18 protein-coding genes and 1 pseudogene are annotated in these 24,183 nt (G+C 73.2%); 9 read left to right on the top strand and 10 right to left on the bottom strand.

What is annotated here, in order from left to right:
* Nucleotides 1-8 precede the first annotated feature (8 nt).
* The 3 genes from ACIQMU_RS06435 to ACIQMU_RS06445 all read right to left on the bottom strand — a co-directional run bounded on the left by ACIQMU_RS06435 (nucleotide 9) and on the right by ACIQMU_RS06445 (nucleotide 5,058).
* On the bottom strand, nucleotides 9-1,307 hold the full coding sequence (locus ACIQMU_RS06435) for a citrate synthase (RefSeq protein WP_352241813.1): 1,299 nt from the start codon (nucleotides 1,305-1,307) through the stop codon (nucleotides 9-11).
* A gap of 215 nt (nucleotides 1,308-1,522) precedes the next feature.
* The gene (locus ACIQMU_RS06440; protein WP_402688316.1) at nucleotides 1,523-3,748 is read right to left on the bottom strand and encodes an ATP-dependent RecD-like DNA helicase; all 2,226 of its coding nucleotides are present in this window, start codon (nucleotides 3,746-3,748) and stop codon (nucleotides 1,523-1,525) included.
* Nucleotides 3,749-3,930: 182 nt separating this feature from the next.
* Nucleotides 3,931-5,058 carry a pyridoxal-phosphate dependent enzyme gene (locus tag ACIQMU_RS06445; protein ID WP_352241811.1) on the bottom strand — a complete coding sequence of 376 codons (1,128 nt, stop codon included), beginning with the start codon at nucleotides 5,056-5,058 and terminating at the stop codon, nucleotides 3,931-3,933.
* Nucleotides 5,059-5,234: 176 nt separating this feature from the next.
* On the opposite strand from ACIQMU_RS06445, the pseudogene ACIQMU_RS06450 reads away from it, so the two are divergent.
* Together ACIQMU_RS06450 and ACIQMU_RS06455 are read left to right on the top strand one after the other, a co-directional pair.
* Nucleotides 5,235-5,423, top strand: a pseudogene (locus ACIQMU_RS06450) (DUF6584 family protein); the annotation flags it as partial.
* 269 nt (nucleotides 5,424-5,692) lie between these two features.
* Nucleotides 5,693-5,995 carry a hypothetical protein gene (locus ACIQMU_RS06455; protein WP_402688317.1) on the top strand — a complete coding sequence of 101 codons (303 nt, stop codon included), beginning with the start codon at nucleotides 5,693-5,695 and terminating at the stop codon, nucleotides 5,993-5,995.
* A 229-nt stretch (nucleotides 5,996-6,224) separates the two neighbouring features.
* Here ACIQMU_RS06455 and ACIQMU_RS06460 read toward each other — a convergent pair whose 3' ends face one another.
* Entirely contained in the window at nucleotides 6,225-7,163 is a 939-nt protein-coding gene (locus ACIQMU_RS06460; RefSeq protein ID WP_402688318.1) for a MerR family transcriptional regulator, read from the bottom strand.
* 170 nt (nucleotides 7,164-7,333) lie between these two features.
* Between ACIQMU_RS06460 and ACIQMU_RS06465 the strand changes: the two genes are divergently transcribed.
* The 3 genes from ACIQMU_RS06465 to ACIQMU_RS06475 are packed head-to-tail and all read left to right on the top strand — an operon-like array spanning nucleotide 7,334 to nucleotide 11,183.
* Entirely contained in the window at nucleotides 7,334-7,753 is a 420-nt protein-coding gene (locus ACIQMU_RS06465; RefSeq protein ID WP_402688420.1) for a DUF397 domain-containing protein, read from the top strand.
* Nucleotides 7,750-8,577, top strand: coding sequence for an ABC transporter ATP-binding protein (locus ACIQMU_RS06470; protein WP_352241807.1), 828 nt, complete (start codon nucleotides 7,750-7,752; stop codon nucleotides 8,575-8,577). Before ACIQMU_RS06465 ends, ACIQMU_RS06470 begins: the two co-directional genes overlap by 4 nt.
* On the top strand, nucleotides 8,577-11,183 hold the full coding sequence (locus ACIQMU_RS06475) for an ABC transporter permease (protein WP_402688421.1): 2,607 nt from the start codon (nucleotides 8,577-8,579) through the stop codon (nucleotides 11,181-11,183). The genes ACIQMU_RS06470 and ACIQMU_RS06475 overlap by 1 nt, the downstream gene beginning before the upstream one ends.
* 111 nt (nucleotides 11,184-11,294) lie before the next feature.
* Here ACIQMU_RS06475 and ACIQMU_RS06480 read toward each other — a convergent pair whose 3' ends face one another.
* From ACIQMU_RS06480 to ACIQMU_RS06500, 5 genes are all read right to left on the bottom strand, one after another.
* The gene (locus ACIQMU_RS06480; protein ID WP_352241806.1) at nucleotides 11,295-11,942 is read right to left on the bottom strand and encodes a peptidoglycan recognition family protein; all 648 of its coding nucleotides are present in this window, start codon (nucleotides 11,940-11,942) and stop codon (nucleotides 11,295-11,297) included.
* 221 nt (nucleotides 11,943-12,163) lie between these two features.
* Nucleotides 12,164-13,045, bottom strand: coding sequence for a lysozyme (locus ACIQMU_RS06485; RefSeq protein ID WP_352241805.1), 882 nt, complete (start codon nucleotides 13,043-13,045; stop codon nucleotides 12,164-12,166).
* Nucleotides 13,046-13,729: 684 nt separating this feature from the next.
* Nucleotides 13,730-14,563: a sugar phosphate isomerase/epimerase family protein gene (locus ACIQMU_RS06490; protein WP_352241804.1), complete on the bottom strand. Its 834-nt coding sequence runs from the start codon at nucleotides 14,561-14,563 to the stop codon at nucleotides 13,730-13,732.
* Nucleotides 14,560-15,711: a dihydrodipicolinate synthase family protein gene (locus tag ACIQMU_RS06495; RefSeq protein ID WP_402688319.1), complete on the bottom strand. Its 1,152-nt coding sequence runs from the start codon at nucleotides 15,709-15,711 to the stop codon at nucleotides 14,560-14,562. Before ACIQMU_RS06495 ends, ACIQMU_RS06490 begins: the two co-directional genes overlap by 4 nt.
* A gap of 40 nt (nucleotides 15,712-15,751) precedes the next feature.
* Nucleotides 15,752-16,903, bottom strand: a complete 1,152-nt coding sequence (locus ACIQMU_RS06500; RefSeq protein ID WP_352241802.1) for a Gfo/Idh/MocA family oxidoreductase — start codon at nucleotides 16,901-16,903, stop codon at nucleotides 15,752-15,754.
* Nucleotides 16,904-17,012: 109 nt separating this feature from the next.
* Between ACIQMU_RS06500 and ACIQMU_RS06505 the strand changes: the two genes are divergently transcribed.
* Nucleotides 17,013-18,128, top strand: coding sequence for a LacI family DNA-binding transcriptional regulator (locus tag ACIQMU_RS06505; RefSeq protein WP_352241800.1), 1,116 nt, complete (start codon nucleotides 17,013-17,015; stop codon nucleotides 18,126-18,128).
* 109 nt (nucleotides 18,129-18,237) lie between these two features.
* Nucleotides 18,238-18,780 carry a hypothetical protein gene (locus tag ACIQMU_RS06510; RefSeq protein ID WP_352241799.1) on the top strand — a complete coding sequence of 181 codons (543 nt, stop codon included), beginning with the start codon at nucleotides 18,238-18,240 and terminating at the stop codon, nucleotides 18,778-18,780.
* Between the two features lie 269 nt (nucleotides 18,781-19,049).
* Here the strand turns inward: ACIQMU_RS06510 and ACIQMU_RS06515 are convergent, their stop codons facing one another.
* The gene (locus ACIQMU_RS06515) at nucleotides 19,050-20,009 is read right to left on the bottom strand and encodes a DUF4232 domain-containing protein (protein ID WP_352241798.1); all 960 of its coding nucleotides are present in this window, start codon (nucleotides 20,007-20,009) and stop codon (nucleotides 19,050-19,052) included.
* Between the two features lie 494 nt (nucleotides 20,010-20,503).
* Here ACIQMU_RS06515 and lanM point away from each other — a divergent pair, with 494 nt between their 5' ends.
* Complete coding sequence (lanM, locus tag ACIQMU_RS06520; RefSeq protein ID WP_402688320.1) at nucleotides 20,504-23,785, top strand: type 2 lanthipeptide synthetase LanM; 3,282 nt, start codon at nucleotides 20,504-20,506, stop codon at nucleotides 23,783-23,785.
* A gap of 140 nt (nucleotides 23,786-23,925) precedes the next feature.
* Nucleotides 23,926-24,123, top strand: coding sequence for a hypothetical protein (locus ACIQMU_RS06525; protein WP_352241795.1), 198 nt, complete (start codon nucleotides 23,926-23,928; stop codon nucleotides 24,121-24,123).
* Nucleotides 24,124-24,183: the final 60 nt, after the last annotated feature.

Below are 24,183 nucleotides of genomic sequence, written 5' to 3' on the forward strand. Positions count from 1 at the left end.
GGTGCGGGTCAGCGGCCCTCGACGGGGACGAAGTCGCGCAGGACCTCACCGGTGTAGATCTGACGCGGGCGGCCGATGCGGGAACCCGGCTCCTTGATCATCTCGTGCCACTGGGCGATCCAGCCCGGAAGGCGGCCGAGCGCGAAGAGCACGGTGAACATCTCGGTCGGGAAGCCCATGGCCCGGTAGATCAGACCGGTGTAGAAGTCCACGTTGGGGTAGAGGTTGCGCGAGACGAAGTAGTCGTCGGAGAGCGCGTGCTCCTCCAGCTTGAGCGCGATGTCGAGCAGCTCGTCGGACTTGCCGAGCGCGGACAGCACGTCATGGGCGGCAGCCTTGATGATCTTGGCGCGCGGGTCGAAGGACTTGTACACCCGGTGGCCGAAGCCCATCAGGCGGACGCCGTCCTCCTTGTTCTTCACCTTGCGGATGAAGGAGTCGACGTCGCCGCCGTTGGCCTGGATGCCTTCCAGCATCTCCAGCACCGACTGGTTGGCGCCGCCGTGCAGGGGGCCCCACAGTGCCGAGATGCCGGCGGAGATCGAGGCGAACATGTTCGCCTGCGAGGAGCCGACCAGCCGCACGGTGGAGGTCGAACAGTTCTGCTCGTGGTCCGCGTGCAGGATGAGCAGCTTGTCCAGCGCCGAGACGACGACCGGGTCCAGCTCGTACTCCTGGGCGGGGACCGAGAAGGTCATGCGCAGGAAGTTCTCGACGTACCCGAGGTCGTTGCGCGGGTAGACGAAGGGGTGCCCGATCGACTTCTTGTAGGCGTACGCCGCGATCGTCGGGAGCTTCGCCAGCAGGCGGATCGTCGAGAGGTGGCGCTGCTCCTCGTCGAACGGGTTGTGGCTGTCCTGGTAGAACGTGGACAGCGCGCTGACGACCGAGGACAGCATGGCCATCGGGTGGGCGTCGCGCGGGAAGCCGTCGAAGAACCGCTTGACGTCCTCGTGCAGCAGCGTGTGCTGAGTGATCTCGTTCCTGAAGGCCGCCAGCTCGTCGACCTTCGGAAGATCACCGTTGATCAGCGTGTACGCGACCTCGAGGAACGACGAGCGCTCGGCGAGCTGCTCGATCGGGTATCCGCGGTAGCGCAGAACGCCCTGCTCACCGTCGAGGTAGGTGATGGCGGATTTATAGGCGGCGGTATTGCCGTATCCGCTGTCCAGCGTCACCAGGCCGGTATTGGCCCGGAGCTTCCCGATGTCGAAGCCCTTGTCGCCGACGGTGCTGTCGATCACCGGGTAGGTGTACTCGTCATCGCCGTACCGCAGTACTACAGCGTTGTTGGTGTGCTCGCTCACGTCATCCCTCACCGACGTAGTGCCTCTTCTTCGAGGTGCCCTGACTGTCTTCCACCCTCCCCCATTCGGCTCAGGAGAGTGCACTCGGGGTCGTCCATTGGACCTAGTGACGGCACTGAGTGCCGCCAACTTACTCATCCTGCCCCCTTGACTGCGGTTCCGGAAGACCTCCGTGATGTTTCCCACCGATTTGATCGATCATTTTTGCGCAGCGGTCACGCGAAGTCTTCTCCCGAGCCGCCCCGGAGCCGGAAATCCAGTGCCGTACAGCGTCTGCCTGCGGAAACCATGCGGACGGCCTGGCCGATCGCCTTACGGGACCCGACCAGGACCACCAGCTTCCTGGCCCGCGTCACGGCCGTGTAGAGCAGGTTGCGCTGGAGCATCATCCAGGCGCTGGTGGTGACGGGGATGACGACGGCCGGGTACTCGCTGCCCTGGGAGCGGTGGATCGTCATGGCGTACGCGTGGGCCAGCTCGTCCAGCTCGTCGAAGTCGTAGCCGATCTCCTCGTCCTCGTCGGTGCGGACGGTGAGCTTCTGCTCGTCCACGTCCAGGCCGGTGACGACGCCGACCGTGCCGTTGAAGACGCCGTTCTCGCCCTTGTCGTAGTTGTTGCGGATCTGGGTGACCTTGTCGCCGACACGGAAGACCCGGCCGCCGAACCTCTTCTCGGGGAGGTCGGGGCGGGCCGGGGTGACGGCCTGCTGGAGCAGTCCGTTGAGGTGGCCCGCTCCGGCCGGCCCCCGGTGCATCGGGGCGAGGACCTGCACGTCACGGCGTGGGTCGAGGCCGAACTTGGCCGGAATCCGGCGGGCCGCCACATCGACGGCGAGCTTGCCCGCGCCCTCCGTCTCGTCCTCCACGAAGAGGAAGAAGTCGCTCAGCCCCTCCGTGAGCGGCGGCTGCCCGGCGTTGATGCGGTGGGCGTTCGTCACGACCCCGGACTGCTGGGCCTGGCGGAAGATCCGCGTGAGCCGGACGGCGGGGACCGGGCCGCCCTCCGCGAGCAGATCGCCCAGCACCTCCCCCGCGCCGACCGAGGGCAGCTGGTCGACGTCACCCACGAGGAGGAGGTGGGCACCGGGTGCCACCGCCTTCACGAGCTTGTTGGCGAGGAGCAGATCGAGCATCGACGCCTCGTCCACGACGACCAGGTCGGCGTCCAGCGGCCGGTCCCGGTCGTAGGCGGCGTCCCCGCCGGGCTTCAGCTCCAGGAGCCGGTGCACGGTGGACGCCTCGGCGCCGGTCAGCTCGGCGAGCCGCTTGGCGGCCCGGCCGGTGGGGGCGGCCAGCACGACCTTGGCCCGCTTGGCCCGGGCCAGCTCGACGATGGACCGTACGGTGAACGACTTCCCGCAGCCGGGCCCGCCGGTCAGGACGGCCACCTTCCGGCTGAGCGCGAGCCGCACGGCCTCCTCCTGCTCGGGCGCGAGCGTGGCTCCCGTGCGCGTGGCGAGCCAGGCGAGGGCCTTGCCCCAGTCCACGTCCCGGAAGGCCGGCATCCGGTCCTCCCCAGTGTTCAGCAGGCGGCGGACCTGCCCGGCGAGGGACAGCTCGGCCCGGTGGAAGGGGACCAGATAGACCGCGGTGACCGGCTCGCCGCCCTCGGGGGACGGCACCCTCTCCCGTACGACGCCCTCGGGGTCGGCGGCCAGCTCGGCCAGGCACTCGATGACCAGCCCGGTGTCGACCTGGAGGAGCTTGACGCCGTCCGCGATGAGCCGTTCCTCGGGGAGGTAGCAGTGCCCCTGGTCGGAGGACTGGGACAGGGCGTACTGGAGGCCGGCCTTGACCCGCTCTGGGCTGTCGTGCGGAATGCCGACGGCCTGGGCGATTCTGTCGGCGGTGAGGAAGCCGATGCCCCAGACGTCGGCGGCCAGCCGGTAGGGCTGGTTCCTCACGACGGAGATCGAGGCGTCCTCGTACTTCTTGTAGATGCGGACGGCGATGGAGGTGGAGACGCCGACGCCCTGGAGGAAGACCATCACCTCCTTGATCGCCTTCTGCTCCTCCCAGGCCGCCGCGATCATCTTGGTGCGCTTGGGGCCGAGGCCGGGGACCTCGACGAGCCGCTTCGGCTCCTGCTCGATGATGTCGAGGGTGTCGACGCCGAAGTGGGTGGTGATCCGGTCGGCCATCACCGGCCCGATCCCCTTGATCAGCCCGGAGCCGAGATAGCGGCGGATGCCCTGGATGGTGGCGGGCAGCACGGTGGTGTAGTTCTCCACGGTGAACTGCTTGCCGTACTGCGAGTGGGAGCCCCAACGGCCCTCCATCCGCAGCGATTCACCGACCTGCGCGCCGAGCAGGGCGCCGACCACGGTGAGGAGGTCGCCGGCTCCGCGCCCGGTGTCGACGCGGGCGACCGTGTACCCGTTCTCCTCGTTGGCGTAGGTGATCCGCTCCAGGACCCCTTCGAGGACGGCCATGTTGGACATGGTCCGACGCTACCGGGTGGCGCTGACAGTGCGGTTCACGGGCCAGGCCCTGTCACGGGGTGCGGGGACCGGGACCGCCGTCCCCGTACGCGTGCGCCGTCCGGGCGCCCGTGGTCGAGCGCGGCCTCCCGGGGGGGGGAGCCGTCGGGAAGCCGGGCTCGCGGGCCGGGGCGAGCGGTGCGTCAGTCGTGGATTCCGGCCGCTCGCAGTCTGCGCCGAACGTCGTCACCGTCCGGGTCGATCGTCTCGGACCGGCGGGAACCGACGCTGCGGTCCTTGAAACCGCTGGAGGTGGAGATGCAGACCACCGGGCCGTCGAGGTCACCGACCGCACGCAGTCCCGCGAGTCCGGCGGCGCCGGAGAGTTCGGTCCACAGGCCGGACCGGGCGAGTTCCCGGTGTGCGGAACGGAGTTGTGCGTCACTGAGTTCGAGGACCTGTCCGCCGCTGTCCTGGACGGTCACCACGCCGCGGTAGCCGCTGACCGGGGAGACGATGGAGTACGCCTCGGTCTGTCCCACCGTGACGTGAGCCGCGGGCAGGCCGCGTCGCACGGCCTCGGCGAGCGGCGCGGCGGCGGCCGGCTGGCACGCGTACATCCGCGGCAGCCGGTCGGTCAGGCCGAGCCGCCGGAGTTCGGTGAAGCCCTTCCAGATGCCGAAGAGGAGCTCGCCGTACGACGTGGGGACGAACACCGCCGCCGGGACGCCGAGGTCCTGGTGGATCTCGTAGGCGATGGTCTTGTAGCCCTCGGGACCGAAGGCGTGGCCGGTGTGGGTGGTGGTGAGGCTGCTGACCGGGTGCAGACCCGTCCGCTCGACGATCCGGCGCATCAGCGGCCACCTCGCTTCCCAGGGCACGGGGAGGACCACCGGCTCGTAGGCGTTGAGGAAGGAGTCGACGGCGTTCGGCAGCTCGGGGCCCGTGATGACCACGCAGCGCAGGCCGGCACGGGCCGCGTAGGCGGCGGCGGACGCCCCGTGGTTACCGGAGGACGCCACGACGATCCCCGGGGCTCCGACGGCGACGGCGGCGCTGACGGTGCACCGGTTCATCCGGTCCTTGTGGCTCCAGGTGGGGTTGCGGGACTCGTCCTTGACGAAGACTCCGGCCCCGATCCCGATCAGCGGCGTACCGCCTTCACCCAGCCCCGGTGCGGCGAGCGGCGGCAGCAGCGGCGCCCAGCGGTCCAGCCCGCCGCCCCGCTCCGCTGCGGCGAACAGGGCGGTCCCGACCCGGTCGTAGGCGTAGTCGACCTCGACGGGATAGGAGATCTCGTCGGTGCTGGTGCGCGGGCATCCGCTGGTCATAGGCGGCCACAAGGGGTAGCTGACCGCGGGGTCGCCCAAGGAGCGTTGAAGCGTTGCCAAGGACCGCTCTGTCGTCACAACACGAGCCTAAGGGTTCGCCCGCAGCGACCGGGGACGGCCTTCGCCGGGGGGTGAGGGTCCGCGTGGACGCGGACCGCGCCGCCGGACGTACGCCGATGGCCAGGCAGCGTCTGCGCGGGCTGGTCCCCACCTGCCCGCACGCCCACGAGCCCCACCGCCGGCCGGCCGCCGCCTACCGCCTGTACGGCGACGCGGCCGAGGCCGGCCGCCGGATGCACCTGGAGGAGGGCCGCGCCCCTGAGGAGACGGCGGCCTTCGAGGAGCGGTACGCCACTCCCGGCCGGCCCGGATGGAAGCCTGCCCGAGCCCCGCGTCTGCGCCCGAGGCTCCCGCCCGGTCCGGTTGCCGGGTGCCGGGCGGCGGCGTAGAAAGAAGAGGACGAACTGTGTGTTGGCGGGTCTCCGAGCGCGGCTGACCAGCGGACGCCGCAGTCCCGGGCACCCGCTTCGCCGGAGGATCTCCACCGGAGGCGGTCACCATGCCAGAGCAGGTCGAGGTCGAGGAACGGTACTGGGGATGGTGTACCTGGCGTCCCTGCCGCAAGACGCGTGTAGTGACGAAATGGCGCTACGACTTCTCCTTCGTGGTCGTCAGCTACCGCGTTGTCCGCACCAGTTACTGGGGCTGTGAGTTCAACAGGCGCTACGAGTGGAAGCGGTGGGAGTTCAGCGGTCGGTTCGAAGATCTCACGCTGTACTTCGTCTCCATGTACTTCGAGAACCGCCTGTCTGACAAGGGAGCCTGCTCCTCGTCCGGGGTCGTGCGACACCTCGCGAATGTCCTGGGTGAGGACCCGGCCAAGACGCTGCGTGAGTACGCGACGAAGCGGGGACCGGAGCGGAATGCCTCTCAGTGAGCTCCTTCCGGTCCGACCTGATCAGCGGCTTCTGGTGCGCCAGAGCGGTCGAAGCGTCTCGCCGCACCGCCCTCGTCGATGCGGCGGCTTGTGGTCCGCAACGGCCGCCACCAGCCCCGCCCGGTGACCACCGCTGCCGGGGCCGATGACATGGGGCGGCGATGACATGGGGTGGAGTTTTCACCCGGCGCCGGCCGCGTCCGGCCCATGCCCCCTTGTGGCCGTCCCGTCATTGCCGCGTCCGGACGCGCAGAGCCTCGACGGACCAGTCGAACACCGGAGCCAGGCTCTCCGGGGCCGGCCAGCCGTTGACCACTGCGAGCAGCTGGAGGTACCGCTCCCTGCGGGGGTCGTTCACGCTCTCCAGCCGAGTCGCCAGCCGGCGGCGGAGCTCGACGTCGTCGGGGCTGCCGAGAAGGCGCGCGTAGTGCGCCGAGAACGCCGCGACGATCGGATCGGCCCCGGGTGAGGCCGGGTCAATGCCGGCGGCCAAGGCCGGGCCGGCCTGGTCACGGACAGCTGTGGCGATGTCGCGGCGCGGGCCCGCCGTGTCGCTCAGGGCCAGTTCGGCTGCCTGGTCCTCGGTGATCCGCCGCACGGCGGCGCGGAAATCCGGGTCCACGGACAGTTCGGCCAACTCCACCCACGCCTGGACCTGCTCCTCCTCCGGGTGGTCGGGCAACTCGGGCGTCATCGAGCGCATGACCCCGGCGAATGCGGGGGCGGCGTCGAGACCGCCGAAGACGGCATCGAGGAAACCGCCGATCAGACGTCGGCGTTCGTCCTCGGAAAGCTGGGCCAGCCGGTGCATGAGTTCCGTCTCCTCAGGTGTGGACCCGCGCTCGGCCACCGCCGTCAGCACCGCGCGTCGCAGGCGCAGGACGCGGATCTGCACTGCCAGTGCTTCGGCGTGCGCCGCGGCGACCTCGCGAAGCGGGAGCTCGCGGTCCACGACCTTGCGGATCGTGGGAAGGTCCAGTCCCAGCTCGCGCAGGGTCCGCACGAGGTCCAGGCGCGCGACGGCGTCGATGTCGTAGAGGCGGTAGCCGGCCGGGCTGCGGTCCGTCGGCGCCACGATTCCGCGATCGGAGTAGAACCGGATGGTCTTGACCGTGAGACCGGTCCGCCGAGCGAGCTCGCCGATCGAGTAGAGCGTGTCGCCGTCCATGCCCCCACCTTCGTGTCTCCCCCTACTGGAGACTCAAGTCCCATCGACGGCCGGCGGGCAACCACTCCTCATCCACAAGTTCGACACGTTCTCGCTCCGAGCGATGCGTTGTCGCACCCGGAGTCGGAAGGAGTCAGAGGCCCGGGTACGCGCCGCGGCGGAGGAGCACGATCACGGTCAGCGGTAGGCGGCGCACCGCGGCCGCGTCCACCCTCACGGGGGGGTGCGAATCCAGCTACAGCGGCGGGGACCGGGGTGAGTGCCTTGAGGCCGCCCGTGGTCACGCCGCCGTCCCCGTCCGCGACAGCAAGTCCCCCGCGGGCCCTGTGCCGGCCTTCTCCGCCCGGGGCCGGCCGTCCTTCGCCACCGCCGTCAAGCGGGGCGGACTCTCCGCCTGTACACGGCGCTTCCCCGGCGGCCCCGTCACGGTCCCCGACCTGGCGGGGCCGCCGTCGTACTCCGCCCGGCCACCCCCTACCCCGGTAGCACCCCCGTCTTGGCCCCCGGGTAGGACGCCCCGCGCACAACCGTCCCCGCACGCTGTCTCCCGTCGGTACGAGCGGATCGCGAGAGGGCGGAACGGAACATGAGGCTACGCAGGGGCAAGCGGCACACGGCGGGCGACCGACCCGACCCTGGGGCCGCCACACCAGGTCTCGCCGTCGAACTGCGCGGTGTCCGGCGGCAGTACGGGCGTGGCGCGGGTGCCGTGCACGCGCTCGCCGGTGTCGACCTCGCCCTACCGCGCGGTACGTTCACGGCGGTCATGGGGCCGTCCGGGTCCGGCAAGTCCACCTTCCTCCAGTGCGCCGCCGGGCTCGACCGGCCGTCGGAGGGGTCCGTGCGGCTCGGCGGCACGGAGATCACCGGGATGAACGAGAACGAGCTGACCGAGCTGCGCCGCAGCCGCCTCGGTTTCGTCTTCCAGGCGTTCAACCTGCTGCCGTCGCTGACCGTGGAGCAGAACGTCCTGCTTCCTCTGCGCCTCGCCGGAAAGCGCCAGGACCGCCGCCGGGCGGCCGCGGTGCTCGCGCAGGTCCAGCTCGCCGACAAGGCGCGACGGCGGCCCGGGGAGCTGTCCGGCGGGCAGCAGCAGCGGGTGGCCGTCGCCCGCGCCCTGGTGACCGGGCCCGACGTGGTGTTCGCCGACGAGCCCACCGGGGCCCTCGACACCGGCACCGCCACCGAGGTCCTGGGCCTGCTCCGGCACGCCGTCGACACCCTCGGAGCCACTGTCGTCATGGTCACCCACGACCCGGTCGCGGCCGCCTGGGCCGACCGGGTGCTGTTCCTCGCCGAGGGCTCCTTCGCCGACGGCCTGGAGCGCGGCTCGGCGGAGCGGATCGCGGAGCGGATGCGGGCGCTCACCGCTCGCACCGCCGGTGCGGGCGCGATGGCGGGTGCGGCGGCGTGATGCGCCCCAACGGTCTCGCCCGCGCGGCCGTCCGCTTCAAGCCCGCGTCCTTCGCGGGAACCTTCGTGGCGCTGATGATGTCCGCGCTGATCGTCACGGCCTGCGGGATCCTGCTGGAGACGGGGCTGCGCGCGTCGGTGCCGCCCGAGCGGTACGCGGACGCCCCGGTCGTCACGGCGGCGGACCAGTACGAGTACGTCGTCACGGGCAGCGGCGAGGACCGCGAGGAGGAGGCGGTCCCGTTGCCGGACACCGCGCGGGTGGACGCCGGGCTGGCGGCGAGGGCCGCCGAGGCTCCGGGGGCGGCCGCCGCCGTCCCGGACTTCACCTTTCCGGTACGGACCGTGGAGACGGGCGCGGGCTCCGGGGTCGGGGCGGGCTCCGGGACCGGGGCCGGGACCGGCGCGAACGGTGTGCGCGCCTCCAGCGCCCGTGGACTGTCCGTGCCGGGCGGGGTACTCACCGCGCACGGCTGGGGTTCGCACGCCTTCACCGGTACCGCGCTGACCAGCGGCTCCGCGCCCCGTACGGGCGAAGTCGTCCTCGACGCGGGGACGGTCCGAGCGGCGAGGACGGCCGTCGGCGACATCGTCGCGCTGGACACCGCCGCAGGGAAGCGGGACTTCCGCGTCGCGGGCGTCGCCGAGGCCGGGCGCGCGGAGGCGTCCCGGGGCACCGGCCCAGCGGGCTCGGGCGCTCTCGTCTGGTTCGCCGACTCCGAGGCGCCCGCCCTGGCCGGGCATCCCGGCACGGCCGACGCCATCGCCGTACTGGCGGAGCCCGGCACCGGTTCCGACGCCCTCGCCGTGTCCGTGCGGCGTGCCCTGGCCGGCTCCGGAGCCGAGGTGCGCACCGGCGACGACCGGGGGGCCGTCGAGGACCCGGGCCTCGGCTACGCCAAGGAGACCCTCTTCGGGCTCGGCGGCTCCTTCGGCGGCATCGCGACCATCGTCGCGGTCTTCACCGCGGCCGGGACCGTGGCGCTGTCCGTGTCCCAGCGGTCCCGCGAGTTCGCGCTGCTGCGCGCCGTCGGAGCCACCCCGCGGCAGGTCCGCCGAGCGGTCGCCTCCGAGGCCCTGCTCGTCGCACCGCTCGCCGGGCTCGTCGGCTGCCTGCCCGGCATCGGGCTCGCGCACTGGTGGTTCGGGCAGTTGCAGGACCGGGGCGCGGTCCCGGAGGCGGTGCGGGTGCACGTGTCCGGCATCCCCGTGCTCGCCGCCGTCGCCGTGGGGCTGCTCACCGCACTGGGCGCGGGCTGGGCGGCCGGACGCAGGCCGGCGAAGACCAAGCCGGGGCAGGCGCTCGCCGAGGCGTCCGTGGAGCGGCTGCGGCCGGGCGTGATCCGTACGGTGCTGGGCGTCGGCGCGCTCGTCGGCGGCACGTTCCTCACCGGGCTCTCCGCCGGTTCGACGGGGGACGACGCGGCGGGGGCCGCCCTCGGCGTCGTCATGTGCTTCATGCTCGCCGTCGCGCTGCTCGGCCCTCTGGTGGCACGGCTGTGCGCGGGCCTCTTCGGGCTCCCGCTGCGCGGGGCGGGCGCGGCGGGCGAGCTGGCCGCCGCCAACTCCCGTGCCAACGCCCGCCGTCTCGCGTCGGCGATCACTCCGATCGTGCTCGCCATGGCCTTCGCCTCGACGCTCGTCTTCATGCACACGAGCGAGAATCACATCGCGGACGGGCAGTTGCGTGCGGGCATCACCGCGGACCACGTGGTGACGGACCCGGCCGGGCTCCCGCTGGACGCCGCGGCGCGGGCGGCCCGCCTCCCCGGGGTGGAGGCCGCCGTCGGCCTGCTCGACACCCAGGTGCTGGTGCCGGTCGGCTCCGGCGAGTTCGCCTCGCTCCAGGGTGCGGCGGCGCAAGGCGTCACCGGCTCCGGAGCCGAGCTGGCGAAGGTGCAGGACCTGGACGTACGCGAAGGGAGTCTGGAACGACTCGGTGCGGGCCGTATCGCCGTCGACCGGACGCTGGCGGCCGCGGCGGACGTCGGTGTGGGCGACCGGCTCCCGCTGCGCCTGCCCGACGGCGCCGAGGCCGCGCCCGAGGTCGTCGCGGTCTACGGCCGCGGGCTCGGTCTGGCCGCGGTGACCCTGGACCGGGCGTCCCTGGACGGGCACGTCAGTTCGGGCTTCGACAGCGTCCTGCTGGTGCGCGGCGGCTCGGCCGGGTCGCTCGCGGCCCTGGGCGAGGTCTCCGACGCGTCCGGCTTCGCCACGGAGCGGAGCCTCGACGCGAAGCTGGGGGCCTGGTCCAGCAACACCATGGCCGCGGTCCTGGGCGGTTTCGCCGCCGTCGCCGCGGTCAACACCCTGGTGATGACGGTCCTCGACCGTCGTCGCGAACTGGGCGCGCTCAGGCTCATCGGCTCCACCCGGCGCCAGGTGATGCGCATGCTCCGCTGGGAGAGCCTGCTGGTGTCCTCGGCGGGCGTGGTCCTCGGCTCCGCGATCGCCGCGGCCACACTGATCCCGATGATGCGCGGCATGACCGGCGAGGCGCCGTACGTACCGCCGCTGCTGTACGGGGCCTTCGTGGCCGCCGCCGGCGGACTGGCCCTGCTCGCGGTCACGCTGCCGGCCCGGGCTGCGCTCCGGCGGTGGTCATAGCCGGGCACGGGGGCGGCATGGGCCGCCCGGGCACGGGGGCGGCATGGGCCGCATCGTTCCAGCCGCGCCGGGAGCCACGCGAGCCGTTTCCCGGCCTTCCGCGAACCGCGCTCAGCCGAGACTCGCCGCGACCTCGCTGCGAAGCTGCGGCAGCTTGTCGTGCAGCACGCCCGGGCAGAGGGTGTCGCCGAAGTCCTTGTGTCCGTAGATGCGGCTCGGCGCGATGCCGTACTGGTGGCAGGCGTACGCGCACAGCGTCACCAGGACCTCCCACTGCGCCCGGGGCGGCTGTGCCCCGTCGTGGTAGGCGCCCTCGTTGGCGATGCCGACGGCCTGGCCGTTCTGACCGGACGTGTGGGCGCCCAGCGCGAAGTCGCGGCCGTCCAGCAGGGTGCTGAGGCTGCGGTGGCGGCCCTCGGTGATCCAGCCGCCCCGGCTGACGAGGAAGTGGTAGCCGGTGTCGGTCCACCCGTTCTTGTCCATGTGCAGGTCCTGGACCCAGTGGGCGTGGCTGTGGGCCTGCGCGCGGGAGAAGTCCGCGGTGTTGGCGCTGACCGTGTGATGCACGATGATCTTGGTCGGCCGCTTCCCCACCAGGCTGACCGGGGTCCGGGGCGAGCGGGCCCTCCACTGAAGAGTGCTGTCGATGTCCGGCTCGACGAGGCCGGAGGCGTGGGCCGTGGCCGGTAACGCGGCGGCGGCCAGTCCGCCGGCGCCGGCGAGCAGGATGTGGCGACGGGTCGGCTGCGGAAGGTTCACGGCGGGCTCCTGGTCTGCGGTCGTTCCGGCCGGGCGGTGCGGTCGGCGGACAGCGGCCCCGGGGGACTGCCGGCTGGGGGCTGCCGGCGGGGGCGGGGCACTGGGGGCTGGGGGCTGGGCGCTGGGCGCTGGGGGCTGGGCGCTGAGGGCAGTCTTCCGAGGGCGCGGGCGGCCGGGTGAGCCGTTGGCGCGCTCACCCGGCCGCCGCGCGTGCGGGGCCGCTACGCCGTGTTGTTGGCGAGGGCCTGGAGCCGGGTCATGGAGCCGTTGAACTTGTTGCGGTCCACGTCACCGGAGACCCCGCTGACCCGGCCCGTGGCCGAGTACTGCCAGACCGTCCAGGTGGGGAAGCCATTGGGGATGTTCGGGCTGCTGGTGCCCCAGTGCGCCACCCAGAGCGGCGACTTGGCGGCCATTCCGGTCCAGTTTCCGGTGCAGGTGTTCCACCAGCTGGCCGTCGTGTAGATGACGACGTCACGGGTGGTCCGGGCCTTGTACGTGTTGTAGAAGTCGTTGATCCATGTGCGCATCTGGGTCGTGGAGAGGCCGTAGCACATGGCGCCGTACGGGTTGTGCTCGATGTCCAGCACGCCGGGGAGGGTCTTGCCGTCCCTGGACCACCCACCGCCGCTGCTCGCGAAGTAGTTGGCCTGGGTCGCCCCGTTGGAGATGTTGGGGCGGGCGAAGTGGTAGGCGCCCCGGATCAGGCCGGCGTTGTAGGAACCGGTGTAGTTCGCGTTGAAGCTGCTGTCCTTGAAGGACGTGCCCTCGGTGGCCTTCATGTAGGCGAAGTCGATGCCCGCGGCCTTGACCGAACCCCAGTTGATCGACCCCTGCCAGTGGGAGACGTCGATGCCCTGGACCCCGCTGGTGTCCAGCGTGGTCATGCCCCCGCCCGCCGAGGACGCGGGGCCCTGCTCGATGCGGGTGCCCGACCCCATCCACGCCTGTCCGGACCGGATCGGCTTGTCGGGTGCGGGCGGCGCGGCGGCGGCCGTGCCCGCACCGGTCAGGAGCAGGGTGGCGACACTGCCGAGGACGCCGGCCAGCAGGGCGCCTCTGGATCTGAGGGGGCGACGGGGCGGAGAACTGTACGCGGGCATGGCTGCCTCCGGGCACGTTGATGGGAGCGGAACCCATGGCATCCGATAATCGGATGCCATGAACACGTCATGAGTAAGACACGAGTGACGGGAGGCGTAAAGGGGTCGCCCGGTCTAGACCTCTGCCGCCGCGCCTCAACTGCGACAACGCGCCGAAGTGGCGAAAATTTTCACTCCTGAAGGTCCGCCGCCCCCGTCCCGCCCATGACTCGCGTAGACACACGGGTACGGCGACCGGCCGCCGAGTGCGCCTCGTACGCCCGGCGCACCCGTCGCCCGAAGCCCGGGGCGGTGCGGAAGTCGACGGCGGTCCCGATCGGCGAGGTACGGCAGGGCGGCGTCGGGAGGACCTGGCGTACAGGGTGCGGCAGTCCCCGATGACCGACCCGGCCGGGGACACGGTCCGGATCGGGCAGCCGATCGGCCAGAACCGGAACCACCGGCCCGCACCGCGCTCCGGCCCGCCCCGGCGGGACTCGCCCCTCCGGTCGTCGGCCGGCTCACGGAGAAAGCCGAATGGGGCCCGGCCTCGCGGCCGGACCCCCCTCGATCTCCCCTCCCGTCGGGCCTTCCCGTTCCCCCCGGACCCCTCCCCGGAAGTCCCGACGCCATGTGTGACACGGGAGGGTACGCAAAGGTTGCAGCCCTTTGCGATCTCTTTACCCTTGATCCACCGCGCCGCTCTCAGCAGGCATGCCGCACAAAGCGGTCCGCCACTTCCGCCAGGGCTTCCGCTCCGTCGCGGGCCCACAGCGCCTCGTTGAAGATCTCCACCTCGACCGGTCCGTCGAACCCGGCGGCTTCCACGGACCGGCGGAACGCGCGGAAGTCCACGCACCCGTCCCCCAGCTGTCCCCGGCCCAGCAGGACGCCCGCCGGGAGCGGGGTGATCCAGTCGGCCAGCTGGAAGGAGTGGATGCGGCCGCCCGCGCCCGCGCGAGCGATCTGCGCGGGGGCCCGGTCGTCCCACCAGAGGTGATAGGTGTCGACGACCACCCCGACCTGCTCGGCCGGGAAACCTTCGGCCAGGTCCAGGGCCTGGCCGAGCGTGGAGACGACACAGCGGTCCGAGGCGTACATCGGGTGCAGCGGCTCGATCGCCAGGCGGACGCCGCGTTCGGCCGCGTAGGGAGCCAGCTCCGCCAACGCCTCGCCCACCCGCTCGCGGGCCCCGTACAGGTCGCGGCTGCCGGGCGGAAGGCCGCCGGAGACCAGGACCAGGGTGTCGGTGCGCAGGGCGGCCGCCTCGTCGATCGCCGCCCGGTTGTCGTCCAGGGCGCGGGCGCGTGTCGCCGGGTCGAGGGCGGTGAAGAAGCCGCCCCGGCAGAGGCTGGTGACGGTGAGCCCGGCATCCGCCAGGAGCCCGGCCGTGCGCTCGACGCCGTACGCCTGCACCGGGGCCCGCCACAGGCCCACCTTGCCGATGCCCGCCTTCACGCACCCCTCGGCCAGCTCGGGCAACGACCATTGTCTGATGGTTTCCTGGTTGATGCTCAGGCTAGCCAGTTCGTCGGTCATCGTCCGCCTCCGTGGACCGCGAGCAGGGCGCGCATCCGGTGTTCGGCCCGGCCCGGGTCGGGGAAGAGGCCCAAGCGGTCGGCCAGTTCGTACGCCTTAGCCAGATGCGGCAGCGAGCGCGCCGACTGGAGTCCGCCCACCATCGTGAAGTGGTCCTGGTGGCCGGCCAGCCAGGCGAGGAACACCACGCCCGTCTTGTAGAAGCGGGTGGGTGGCCGGAAGAGGTGGCGCGAGAGTCCGACCGTGGGGTCCAGGAGGGCCCGGAAGCCGTCCACGTCCCCCGTGTCCAGCACCCGCACCGCGTGCGCCGCCAGCGGGCCCAGCGGGTCGAAGACGCCCAACAGCGCGTGGCTGAAGCCGCGTTCGTCGCCCGCGATGAGCTCCGGGTAGTTGAAGTCGTCGCCCGTGTAGCAGCGCACCCCACCCGGGAGGCGGCGGCGGACGTCGATCTCGCGCGCCGCCTCCAGGAGGGAGATCTTGACGCCGTCGACCTTGTCCGGGTGTTCGGCGATGACCTTGAGGAACGTGTCCGTGGCCGTGTCGAGGCCGGCGCTGCCCCAGTAGCCCTCCAGGGCCGGGTCGAACATCGGGCCCAGCCAGTGCAGGATCACCGGCTCCGACGCCTGGCGCAGGAGATGGGCGTACGTGGCGAGGTAGTCCTCCGGGCTCCGCGCCGCGCGGGCCAGCGCGCGGGAGGCCATGAGGATCGGCTGGACGCCGTTCTCCTCGGCGAGGGCCAGCTGTTCCTCGTACGCCGCCGTGACCTCGGCCAGGGTCGGTGTGCCGTCCTCGGGCAGCTGGTCGGTGCCCACGCCGCAGGCGATCCTGCCGCCCACCGACTTCGCCTCGGCGGCCGAGCGGCGGATCAGCTCGGCCGCGCCCGGCCAGCCCAGGCCCATGCCGCGCTGCGCGGTGTCCATGGCCTCCGCGACGCCCAGGCCGTGCGCCCACAGGTGGCGGCGGAAGGCGAGCGTGGACTCCCAGTCGACGGCCGCCGGGTCGTCCGGGCTGATGTCCGCGTACGGGTCCGCGACCACGTGGGCCGCCGAGAAGACCGTACGGGAGCAGGGGGCGGCCGCCGCTCCCGGCGCCAGGTCCAGGGGGGTGTCGCGGGGCGTGTAGGGGCCCTGGGGAAGGTGGATGGTCATGTCCGCGGCTCCCGGTGTTCCCGCCGGCCGGCTCCGCGGCTCACAGGGCCAGCTCCGGGACGTCGAAGCGGCGGCCCTCGGCGGACGACTTCAGCCCCAGCTCGGCCAGTTGGGCGCCCCGGGCGCCGGCCAGCAGGTCCCAGGCGTACGGCTCGTCCAGGACCACATGGCGCAGGAACAGCTCCCACTGCGCCTTGAAGCCGTTGTCGAACTCCTGGTTGTCCGGCACTTCCTGCCACTGGTCGCGGAACGACTCGGTGACCGGGAGGTCCGGGTTCCAGACCGGCTTGGGGGTCGCGGAACGGTGCTGGACGCGGCAGTTGCGCAGGCCCGCGACGGCCGAGCCGTGGGTGCCGTCGACCTGGAACTCCACCAGCTCGTCGCGGTTGACCCGCACCGCCCACGAGGAGTTGATCTGCGCGACCGCCCCGCCCGCCAGTTGGAAGATGCCGTACGCGGCGTCGTCGGCGGTGGCCTCGTACGGCCTGCCCCGCTCGTCCCAGCGCCGCGGAACGTGCGTCCGCACGTGGGCCGTCACGGAGGTGACCCGGCCGAACAGCTCGTGGAGCACGTACTCCCAGTGCGGGAACATGTCGACGACGATGCCGCCGCCGTCCTCCGCGCGGTAGTTCCACGAGGGGCGCTGGGCCTCCTGCCAGTCGCCCTCGAAGACCCAGTAGCCGAACTCCCCGCGCACGGAGAGGATCTCGCCGAAGAAGCCGCCGTCGATCAGGCGCTTCAGCTTCAGCAGGCCGGGCAGGAAGATCTTGTCCTGGACGACGCCGTGCTTGATGCCCGCGTCCCGGGCGAGCCGGGCCAGGTCGAGGGCCCCCTCGACATCCGTGGCGGTCGGCTTCTCGGTGTAGACGTGCTTGCCGGCCGCGATCGCCTTCTTGATCGCCTCCACCCGTGCCGAGGTGACCTGGGCGTCGAAGTAGACGTCGACCGTGTCGTCCGCGAGGACCGCGTCCAGGTCGGTCGACCACTCGGTCAGGCCGTGCCGCTCGGCGATCTCCGCCAGGGCGTGGGACCTGCGGCCGACGAGCACGGGCTCGGGCCACAACACCTGCCCGTCACCGAGGTCCAGACCGCCCCGCTCGCGGATCGCGAGGATCGAGCGCACCAGGTGCTGCCGGTATCCCATGCGTCCCGTGACGCCGTTCATGGCGATGCGCACTGTCCTGCGTGTCACGAAGGTCCCTCCATACGGTCGTAGCAAGCGCTTTCTACAGGCGATGACGCTAGCCTGCCGACAGCGGCCGGACAAGAGGGGGCCGCGCGGGATCTCACGGAGGACAGCGATGACAGTCACCCTGGCGGATGTGGCGGCCCGCGCCCGGGTGTCCCCGGCCACCGTCTCCCGCGTGCTGAACGGCAACTACCCGGTGGCGGCGTCGACCCGCGAACGGGTCCTGCGGGCGGTGGACGACCTGGACTACGTGCTCAACGGGCCCGCCAGCTCCCTCGCGGCGGCCACCTCGGACCTGGTCGGCATCATCGTCAGCGACATCGCCGACCCGTTCTTCGGGATCATGGCGGGGGCGGCCCAGACGCAGATCGGAGGGCCCGGGGACGGTTCCGGGCGGGCGGGCGGCGAGAAGCTGGCCGTCATCTGCAACACCGGCGGCTCCCCGGAGCGCGAACTCACCTACCTCACCCTCCTCCAGCGCCAGCGCGCCGCCGCCGTCGTCCTCACCGGCGGCGCGGTCGAGGACCCGGCGCACGGGGCCGCGATGACCGCGAAACTGACGAAGCTCGCGGACGCGGGCACCCGGATCGTCTTCTGCGGGCGGCCCCCGCTGCCCGAGGGGGACACGCTCGTCGCCGCGCTCGCGTTCGACAACCGGGGCGGCGGGCGGCGGCTCGCCGAACACCTGATCGCGCTCGGCCACCGCAGGATCGGTTACGTCGCCGGGCCCCCGGAGCGCACCACCACCCGCCACCGGCTGGAGGGCCACCGGGAGGCGCTGCGCGCTGCCGGGCCGGACGCCGCACCGGCGGCCGGCGGCGAGCAGACCGGCTCCGGGCGCCAGGGGCCGGGGGGTCAGGACCTGCTCACCGTGCACGGCCCCTACGACCGGCGCTCGGGCTACGAGGCCACCCTCGAACTCCTGCGCAGGGCGCCGGACGTGACCGCGATCGTGGCCGCGAACGACACGGTGGCGCTGGGCGCGTGCGCGGCCGTACGGGACCAGGGGATGCGCATCCCGCAGGACATCTCGGTCGCCGGCTTCGACGACCTGCCGTTCTCGGTGGACGCGGTGCCGGCCCTCACGACGGTACGGCTGCCGCTCTTCGAGGCGGGCGCGCGGGCGGGGCGGCTCGCGATGGGCAAGGAGGACCCGCCGCCCGGCGGCATCGCGACCATCGCCGCCGAGCTGATGATCCGGGGGTCCACGGCGGCTCCGCGGGGATGAGCCGAGCCGGGAGACCGGCGCAGGCGACGCCGTAGCGGCAGCCGCGCGGACGGCGGCCCTTCCTCAGGGGGTTCCTCGGCAGGGCGCCGCCTCGTCTACGGTCGGCTCCATGACCAGTGACGGCGTAGTCGTGAACGAGGCCATCCGTGCGGCGTGGGACTCCTACCGGGTCCTGGAGAAAAGCACTCCGGCCGGGGAGCGCCAGGAGGCGCGGCGGCGGGTCGAGGCCGCCGTGGAAGCCTGCGGGCGTGAGGAGGTGTCCCGGGGCACGGTGTTCCTGGTGGGCGTGCTGACCGGGTACCTGATCGCCGAACAGTCCGGTGACGGGAAGCCTCTCGATCCGCTCAGCGATCTGATCCCCGCCGTGATCCGCCGGCTCCCCGCCTTCGAAAAGGCCGACCCGGCTCAGGTGCCGATGGTCACCGGGGTGCTCATGGCGGCGGCGATGGGCATGGACACCGTGGCGTGGCGTGACCGTTTCGGGCGGATTCCACCGGAGGAGGCCCTGGTGCACGGCTTCGTACTGTGGCTGCTCGCCGACCTCTTCGATTCGCTGACCGGGCGGCCCGGAGTGATCGACCGCACCATGCGGGAGACGTTCGATGCGATGGCCGCCGAAGAGACCGCCGGAGAGACCGCCGGGGGGAGCTGACGTGCCGGCGCCGTCCGGCGGTCGCGGCGCCCGGGGGCCCGATGCGGAGGGCGGTCGCCTCGGGGCGGCGGTCCTGGCGGCCCCGTGCAGCACGGTCAGGCGGTCGGGAGCCGGGCGAGATCGGCGGGCCGGTCCCGGACCAGCCGCTTCGGACGTTCCGCGAGCGTGAACGCGTCGGCCGCGCGGACGGGAAGGGCCTCGCGCCGCCCGACCGGTCCGCCGCCCGGCGGGAGCGGCCCGGAACGAGCGACGCACCGCGCGGGGTGCGCTCAGCGCTCCGTCTTCTTCCACGGTCCGACCCCGAGCCTTCCGGTCGTTCCGAGGTCGAGATTCGGCGTCACGGTCACGGGGTCGGCGCCGGCCTTGGCCCGGACCCGCACATGGGGGACGTTCACCGGGGTGCCGGACTCGGTCGTGTTGCGCCAGACCAGGCTCGCGGACGCCGACTCCCCGGGCCCGAGCGTGACGGGCCGGGGCGGCTCGTCGGCCCCGGTGCCGGTGGCGATCTCCCGGCCGCCTTCGAGGATGTCGACACCGTCGACGGGCTGGTGGCCGCCGTCCAGGAGCGTGAGCAGCGGATAGCCCTCGACGGTGTAGCGGCGCGTGCCGCAGTTCTCGAGATGCAGGCCCACGACGCGCAGCCCCATGGCCGCGTCGCCCCTGTCGGCGCTGACCCGGATTCCGGAGGCGGGACACGTGCCCGGCTCGGCCGGCGCCTCGCCCGCGGGAACCTTGGTCACTTTGAGCACCTTGGCCCCGGTCACCCGTGGCGTGGTGGGCGGCAGCACACCGGCCCGGACGGTACCCCGCACCGTCGCTCCGGGGCGGACGTCACGCGCGGTCGCGGTCTGGTTCGCCATGGCGCCGCCGTCCGCGCTCGTGAAGGTGATGACGATCGAGTAGGTCAGGGTCTCGGCGCCCTCGTTGGTGACCTCGTAGCCGGCGCTGATCCCCGAGTCCTTCTCCAGGTCGAGGCTGTCGGCGGAGACCGCATGGCCGTGGGAGGGCGAGGGGGACGGGGAGGCCGGGGGGAGAGTCAACGAGGTGACGCGCACGCCGTCCATACCCGGATCGTCGATCCGCGTGGGAGACGGGGACTCGGCGGAGCCGGCGCTCCCTGCGCCGGGGCGCTCCGTCCCGCAGCCCGTGAGCAGTGCAGCGGCGACGAGAGCCGATACGAGGGGTGCGGTCCTGGCGAGAGGCGAGCGAGGTCGAGCGGGTCTGCGCATCCGGCCATCCGATCAGGACTTGGCCCCCGGGCCCGTGACGGAGGCCACAATTCCGGTCACAGGGGTGTCACAGGACCGGAGGCCAGGCCCTGACCACGGGCAGGGTGAACACACCGGGGTCCGCGGGCGCGAAGGGGGCCGGAGGGTGTCTGACAGGACCCGTCGTCGCCCGCGGGGCGACCGGGCCGACGGCTGGCTGACGGTGGCTCGAAGCTCCCGGCGCCGTCCATGGCTCCCCCGTGCACGCGTCACTCGCCCCGCACTCGCGGGAGCCCTGTCACGCGTCGGCCCGGCTCCGCGCGGCAGACGGGATGCAGCCGCTTCCGCCGTACTCGCCGCCCGGTGCCCCAACTCACCGCCCGGTGGCCCGTGGATGCGGGCCGGGGGGCGAAAGATGGGGGCGACTCCCCCATGCGCCCGGTCCCGCTCCCCCGCCACGATGGGAGCGGGCGGCCCGACCGGGGTCCGGCCCGGGACCGGGGAGGTGCGGAGCGGTGGCGGAGAAGGATCTGATCGACAGAGGTACGAGCCGTCGCCCCGCCCCCGCTGTTCCTGCCGCGTCCGGTGACGGCGCTCCGGCCGTGTCCGGCGACGGCGCCTCCCTCACGTCCGGCGGTGCCGCGCCCGGCCACGCCGGCCCCTCGCCCTCCCCCTTCTTCGGGGGCGCGGCCTCGGAGCCGTGGTGGCGTCCCGGTGTCGTCGGGGGCGCCCCCTCCCGCGAGCCCGGGTGGGCGGCCTTCGCCCGGGAGGCCGTCGCCTCGGCACCGCGTGACGTCGTGGTCGCCGACCGGGCCTACCCCGGGCTCAGCGGGTTCGGGCCGGTCGTCGCGCCGTTCGTCGAGGCGGCGGCGGGGCGGCTCGGGAACGCTCTCGCCGAGGACGGGCCGGCGGTGAACGGCCACCCGGTCGGGGCGCCGGTGGCGGGCGCCTCGGCGGTGCACGGTGCAGCGGTGAACGGACATGCGGCGGCGGACGGAGGATCGGCCGTCCTCGCGGACTTCCGGCGGCAGTTGACGCGCCGGCTGTCCAGGATCGCGGCGCGCACGCTCGTCACGGAACTGCACGAGGCGCGGCGGCTGGGCCGGCTGAGCGGCGAGGGGCCGACGGAGCGCTTCCGGGACTTCGTGCGGCTGACCGCCCGCCGTGACGGCCTGGCCCGGCTCGTCACCGCCTATCCCGTGCTGGCCCGCCTCCTCGCGACGGCCTGCCTCAACGCGGGGGACGCCTTCGCGGAGATGGCCGCGCGGCTGGCCGCCGACCGGCATCTGCTGGCCCCGGCAGGGGTGCTCGGCGACGACCGGGCCGGCTCATCGGACGGAGTGCTGGGCGCCGGTACGGGGCCGGGGAGGCTCACCGGCGTCGAGGCCGGTGCGGGCGACAGTCATCGCGGCGGGCGGTCGGTGATGCTGCTGCGGTTCGCCGACGGCAGCCGGCTGGTCTACAAGCCGCGTCCGCTCGCTGCGCACCGCCACTTCAACTCGCTCGCCGAATGGCTGGGTTCGCTGCCGGACGCACCGGACCTGCGGGTGCTGCGCGTCCTGGACCGGGGCGACTACGGCTGGGCCGAGTTCGTCGAGGAACGGCCCTGCGCCTCGGCGCGGGAGACGCGGCAGTTCTACCGGCGCCAGGGTGCCCTGCTGGCCCTGCTGCACACGCTGGACGGTACGGACCTGCACCACGAGAACCTCATCGCCTGCGGCCCCCACCCGGTCCTCGTCGACGTGGAGACCCTGTTCCACCCGCCGCTGGGGCCGGCCCGCTCCGCCGACCCGGCAGCCCGGGCCCTGCACGACTCGGTCCACCGGGTGGGTCTGCTGCCCCAGTTGCTCGTCGGGGACACGACCGCGCTCGACATGTCCGCCATCGGCGGGGGCCGGGCCGCTTCGTCTCCGATCGAGACCGCCGACTGGGCTGACGCCGGAACCGACCGCATGCGGCTGGTACGGCGGGCGGGCCGGTTCACCGAGTCCGCCAACCGGCCCCGGCTCGGCGGGGAGGCGGCCGACCCCTCCGCGTACACCGAAGCCCTCTGCGGCGGCTTCCGTGCCGCGTACACCGCGATCAGCGAGCACCGGGACCGGCTGCTCCACGCTGACGGGCTGTTGCGCCTCTTCGCCCGGGACGAGGTGCGCGTCGTGCCCCGGCCGACCTGGACCTACACGACCCTGCTGGACGAGTCGACCCACCCCGACCTGATGCGGGACGCCGCCGAACGGCACCGGGTGCTGTCGCTGCTGCGCACCCCGCTCCTGGGCGTGCCCGCCCTGCCCGGCCTGGAGGACGAGGAGATCGCGGAACTGTGGTGCGGCGATGTGCCGGTGTTCGCCACCCGGCCGGGCGGCACGGAGCTGTGGAGCGGCACCGGCCGTACGGTTGCGGCGTCCGCGCACCGTCCCGCGGGCGCGGCGGCGGAGGGCGCGGGGCCGACGGAGGACGTCCGAGAAGGCCCTCACGGCTCCGCGGGTTCCCCGTCCGGCCCCGGCCGGCCCCCGCACGACGCCGCCGGCCTCACCGGGCTGGCGCGGGTCGAGGCGAAGGTGCGCGCGATGGACACCGTGGACCGGCAGGACCAGGAGCGCATCATCCGGACGGCGATGGTGAGCACCTCGCCCGAGCCGCCGCACCGGGCGGTCCCGGGAGGCCGGGCGCGGAGCGCGGCGACCGCGCCGGAGCCCGAGCAACTGCTGTCCGCCGCACGGTCGGTGGGCGACCAGCTCGTCTCCCTGGCCTACCGGCACGAGGGCCGCATCAACTGGATCGGGCTGGAGCTGCTCGGCGAGCGCTACTGGCGGCTCACACCGATGGCGGCGGATCTCGCGGCCGGTTACACCGGCTCCGCGCTCTTCCTGGCCCAGCTGGCCGCGCTCACCGGCGCCTCCCGGTACGCGGAGGCGGCCCGCGAGGCGCTCACCCCGGTCCCGGGGCTGCTGGACGCGCTGCACGGGCAGGCCGACGAGCTCGGGGCCCTGGGCTCCGGCGCGTTCGCGGGCCTCGGCGGCATCGCGTACGCGCTGACCGAGGTGGGCTCGCTGCTGGGCGACCGGGAGGTGCTGGAACAGGCCGGCCCGGCGGTCCGGCTGAGCTGCGCGGCGAGCGCCGCCGAGGACGGGTACGGGGTACGCGGCGGAGCGGCGGGCGGGCTGGTCTCGCTGCTCGCGGTGCACCGTGCCACGGGCCGCCCGGAGGCGTGGCGGGGCGCCGCGCACTGCGCCGAGCGGATCGCCGCCGCCCCGCTCCCGGCCGCCGGGGGCTTCGCCGACGGGGCGGCGGGGATCGGCTGGGCGCTGCTGCGCTTCGCCGGCGTCGGGAACGACGCCCGGCACCGGAGCGCCGGGCTGCGGGCCCTGCGCCGGGCGACGGCCGGGCCCGCGGCCGGGCCGGCCTGGTGCGACGGGGTGGCCGGGATCGCGCTGGCCATCGCCGACAGCCCGGACGCGCTGGAGGACCCGGAGCTGTCCGGCTGGCTGGCGGCGCGCTCCGGCGAACTGGCGGACATCGGCCCGCTCGCCGATGACAGCCTGTGCCACGGGGAGTCGGGGCTGCTCGAACTCCTCGGCCACAGCTCCCTGCCCGCCGTCCGGCCCGCATGGGTGCGCCGTGCCGGGTCGCTGCTGGCCGCGACGGACCGGGCGGGCCCGCAGTGCGGGACGCCCGGCCGGGTGCCGCACCCGGGGCTGCTCACCGGGCTCTCGGGGATCGGGCACGGGCTGCTGCGGGCAGGATTCCCCGACCGGATCGGCTCCGCCCTGCTCCTGCGCCCCTCCCGGGCGCCCTGACCGACGGCCCCGCCGTCACCGGACCCACGGTTCCACCGGGGCGGAGAACCCGCCGCCCCTCGTCACGGACGTGCCGACGTGCCGGCCGTGCCGGCGATCCAGTGCCTGACGATCACCCACCACCAGAGGATGAGGTCACGATGAAGCAGAACCGCGAAGCGGCCCCGCAGGCGTCCGGCGACATCGCGTACGAGGGCGCGCCCGAGCACCCGGCCGGGCAGATCTCCTTGGGGTCCACCGGAGGGCTCGGTGCGCGCAGCAGACTTCTCAGCGTCTCCGAGGGCGAGATCGGCTTCAGCCATGACCTGCCCTGGACCACGATGACGGCCCCCTTCTGACCGGATCGGCCCAACTCGGCCGCGCTTTGGAGGAATTGGCCCACTGCCGTAGGAGTTGCG

It is taken from the genome of Streptomyces sp. NPDC091649 (genome assembly GCF_044756785.1).
Taxonomy (GTDB): domain Bacteria; phylum Actinomycetota; class Actinomycetes; order Streptomycetales; family Streptomycetaceae; genus Streptomyces.

Bases quoted from the DNA above. Each gene is read 5' to 3' on its own strand.
- ACIQMU_RS06495 (WP_402688319.1), bottom strand. From the start codon at position 15,711: ATGACCATCCACCTTCCCCAGGGCCCCTACACGCCCCGCGACACCCCC.
- ACIQMU_RS06440 (WP_402688316.1), bottom strand. From the start codon at position 3,748: ATGTCCAACATGGCCGTCCTCGAAGGGGTCCTGGAGCGGATCACCTAC.
- ACIQMU_RS06490 (WP_352241804.1), bottom strand. From the start codon at position 14,563: ATGACCGACGAACTGGCTAGCCTGAGCATCAACCAGGAAACCATCAGA.
- ACIQMU_RS06470 (WP_352241807.1), top strand. From the start codon at position 7,750: ATGAGGCTACGCAGGGGCAAGCGGCACACGGCGGGCGACCGACCCGAC.
- ACIQMU_RS06445 (WP_352241811.1), bottom strand. From the start codon at position 5,058: ATGACCAGCGGATGCCCGCGCACCAGCACCGACGAGATCTCCTATCCC.
- ACIQMU_RS06525 (WP_352241795.1), top strand. From the start codon at position 23,926: ATGAAGCAGAACCGCGAAGCGGCCCCGCAGGCGTCCGGCGACATCGCG.
- ACIQMU_RS06505 (WP_352241800.1), top strand. From the start codon at position 17,013: ATGACAGTCACCCTGGCGGATGTGGCGGCCCGCGCCCGGGTGTCCCCG.
- ACIQMU_RS06485 (WP_352241805.1), bottom strand. From the start codon at position 13,045: ATGCCCGCGTACAGTTCTCCGCCCCGTCGCCCCCTCAGATCCAGAGGC.
- ACIQMU_RS06460 (WP_402688318.1), bottom strand. From the start codon at position 7,163: ATGGACGGCGACACGCTCTACTCGATCGGCGAGCTCGCTCGGCGGACC.
- ACIQMU_RS06510 (WP_352241799.1), top strand. From the start codon at position 18,238: ATGACCAGTGACGGCGTAGTCGTGAACGAGGCCATCCGTGCGGCGTGG.
- ACIQMU_RS06515 (WP_352241798.1), bottom strand. From the start codon at position 20,009: ATGCGCAGACCCGCTCGACCTCGCTCGCCTCTCGCCAGGACCGCACCC.
- ACIQMU_RS06475 (WP_402688421.1), top strand. From the start codon at position 8,577: ATGCGCCCCAACGGTCTCGCCCGCGCGGCCGTCCGCTTCAAGCCCGCG.